The following is a 3,119-nucleotide window of genomic DNA, read 5'->3' as shown; positions in this document are numbered from 1 at the left end:
GCTGTACCTGCTGCGCCTGCTGTCGCAGCAGGTACAGCGGCCCGCCGGCCTTGGGGCCGGTGCCGGACAAGCCTTCCCCGCCAAAAGGCTGTACGCCCACCACGGCGCCCACCATGTTGCGGTTCACGTAAACGTTGCCCGCATGGGCGCGGTTGACCACGCGGGCAATGGTTTCGTCGATGCGGGTGTGCACGCCCTGCGTGAGGCCGTAGCCGGTGACATTGATCTGGTCGAGCAACTGGTCCAGGTCGTTGCGGGCGTAGCGCACCAGGTGCAGTACAGGACCAAAAACTTCGCGCTGCAGCTCGCTGATGTGCTTCAGTTCGATCAAGGTGGGCGGCACAAAGGTGCCCGGTGCGCTGATGGCCGAAACGTGATTGGGGTGCTGGAACACCCGGTGGCCTTGGGCCTTGAATTTGTCGATGTGCTGGGTGATGCCTGCCTGTGCTTCGGCGTCAATCACCGGGCCCACGTCCACGCGCAGCGCGCCGGGGTTGCCCACGCGCAGCTCGCCCATGGCGCCTTGCAGCATCTCGACCACGCGGTCTGCTGCTTCTTCCTGCACGCACAGCACGCGCAGTGCCGAGCAGCGCTGGCCTGCGCTGTCAAACGCCGACGACACTGCATCGCCCACCACCTGTTCCACCAGCGCGGACGAGTCCACGATCATCGCGTTCTGCCCACCCGTTTCGGCAATCAGCGGGATGGGGCGGCCTGCGGCATCCAGCCGCCCGGCCACGGTGCGCTGCAGGATGCGGGCGACTTCGGTGGAGCCGGTGAACATCACGCCCATCACGCGGGCATCGCCGATCAAACGCGCGCCCACGGTTTCGCCCTGGCCGGGTAGCAGTTGCACGGCAGCGCGGGGCACACCGGCCTGCCACAGCAGGCGCACGGCTTCGGCGGCGATCAGCGGGGTTTGCTCGGCGGGTTTGGCCAGCACGGGGTTGCCTGCGGCCAGGGCTGCGGCCACCTGGCCCATGAAGATGGCGAGCGGGAAGTTCCAGGGGCTGATGCAGGCCACCGGGCCCAGGGGTATTTGGGTGGCGTTGTCGAACGTGCTTTGCACCTGGGCCGCGTAGTAGCGCAGGAAGTCCACGGCCTCGCGCACTTCGGCCACGGCGTTGCTGGCGCTCTTGCCCGCTTCGCGCATCAGCAGGCCCAGCAGGGGCTGCATGCGGGCCTCCAGCAGGTCGGCGGTGCGCAGCAGGGCCGCTGCGCGCTCGGCGGGCGGCGTGGCGGCCCAAGGGGCTGCGGCGGCCTGGGCGTGGGCCAGTGCCTGGTCCACATCGGCGGTGGTGGCTTCTTGCACCTGGCCCACCACATCGCTGTGGTCAGCAGGATTGCGCACGGGCTGGGTGGTGCCTGCGGGCAAGTCAGTAGCCAGCAGGGGCGCTGCCGTCCAGGTGTGGCTTGCCGTGGCTTGCAGGGTGGTGGCCAGCTCGGTCAGCGTGTTTTCGTTCGACAGGTCCAGCCCGCGCGAGTTGCTGCGGTGCGCGCCATACAGGCCCTGGGGCGTGGCAATGCGGGGGTGGGGCAAACCCGCAGTGCCTTCTGCCGCAGCTTGCTGGTCCACCACTTGCACGGGGCTCTTCACCAGCTCGTCCAGTGCGATGGTCTCGTCGGCAATGCGGTTCACGAAGGATGTGTTGGCGCCGTTCTCCAACAGGCGGCGCACCAGGTAGGCCAACAGGGTTTCGTGCGTGCCCACGGGGGCGTAGATGCGGCACGGGCGGCCCAGGCCGCCCTTTCCTGTGTCTCGGCCCAGCTTGCCCGCAGCGATGGCGCCCACCACCTGCTCATAGAGCGGCTCGCCCATGCCGTGCAGGCACTGGAACTCGTACTGCCCCGCGTAGTAGTTGCTGCCCGCCAGTTGGTAGATGGTGGCCACTGTCTCGGCGTTGTGGGTGGCGAACTGGGGGTACACGGCCTCGGGCGCGGCCAGCAGCTTGCGTGCGCAGGCGATGTACGAAATGTCGGTGTGCACTTTGCGGGTGTACACAGGGTAGTCCTCCAGGCCATCGACCTGGGCTCGCTTGATTTCGCTGTCCCAGTACGCGCCCTTGACCAGGCGCACCATCAGGCGGCGCTGGGTGCGGCGGGCCAGGTCGACCACGTAGTCGATGACGAAGGGGCAGCGCTTTTGGTAGGCCTGGATCACAAAGCCAATGCCGTTCCAGCCCGCCAGGGTGGGCTCGTGGCACAGGCGCTCCAGCAGGTCCAGAGACAACTCCAACCGGTCGGTTTCTTCGGCGTCGATGTTCAGGCCGATGTCGTACTGCTTGGCCAGCGCCGTGAGGCGCAGTACCAGCGGGTACAGCTCGTCCATCACCCGACCAAACTGCGCGCGGCTGTAGCGCGGGTGCAGGGCCGAGAGCTTGATGGAGATGCCGGGCCCTTCGTAGATGCCGCGCCCGGCAGAGGCCTTGCCAATCGCGTGGATGGCTTGCTCGTACGAGGCGTAATAGCGCTTGGCGTCTTCGCTGGTCAGCGCGGCCTCACCCAGCATGTCGTACGAATAGCGAAAGCCCTCGGCTTCCATGGTGCGGGCGTTGCGCAGGGCTTCGTCAATGGTTTCGCCGGTCACAAACTGCTCGCCCATCATGCGCATCGCCATGTCCACGCCCTTGCGGATCAGGGGCTCGCCGCCCTTGCCGATGAGGCGGCTGAGCGAGTTGCCCAGGCTGCCCTCGCTGTGCGTGGCCACCAGCTTGCCGGTGATGAGCAGGCCCCAGGTGGCGGCGTTGACGAACAGGGATGGGCTTTTGCCCAGGTGGGCATCCCACTGGCCGTTGCTGATCTTGTCGCGGATGAGCGCGTCGCGTGTGGCCTTGTCGGGGATGCGCAGCAGCGCCTCGGCCAGGCACATCAGCGCCACGCCTTCTTGCGAGGACAGCGAAAACTCTTGCAGCAGCCCTTGCACGATGCCCGCGCGCCCGGCACTGGCCTTGCGTTCGCGCAGCGCCTTGGCAATGCGCAGAGCCAGTTGTTCGGCCGACGCTGCTTGATCGGCAGGAAGGCGGGCCTGGGCCAGCAGCGGCGCGAGGGCTTCGGGCTCGGGGCGGCGGGTGGCGGCGGTGATGGCTGCGCGCAGCGGGTTGGAGAGCGGCGTGCGGGGC

General features: G+C 67.8%; 1 protein-coding gene. It reads right to left on the bottom strand.

Features of this window, described 5'->3' with window-relative positions; genetic code table 11:
• Window positions 1-3,119 (bottom strand): trifunctional transcriptional regulator/proline dehydrogenase/L-glutamate gamma-semialdehyde dehydrogenase (putA, locus tag DBR12_RS18780; RefSeq protein WP_369861671.1); only part of this gene is annotated, 3,119 nt, incomplete at both ends.

This window comes from Acidovorax sp. HMWF029 (assembly GCF_003060895.1).
GTDB lineage: Bacteria > Pseudomonadota > Gammaproteobacteria > Burkholderiales > Burkholderiaceae_C > Acidovorax.
The sequence above is the reverse complement of the archived record's forward strand: the minus strand, read 5'-3'. Positions and strand labels throughout refer to the sequence as shown.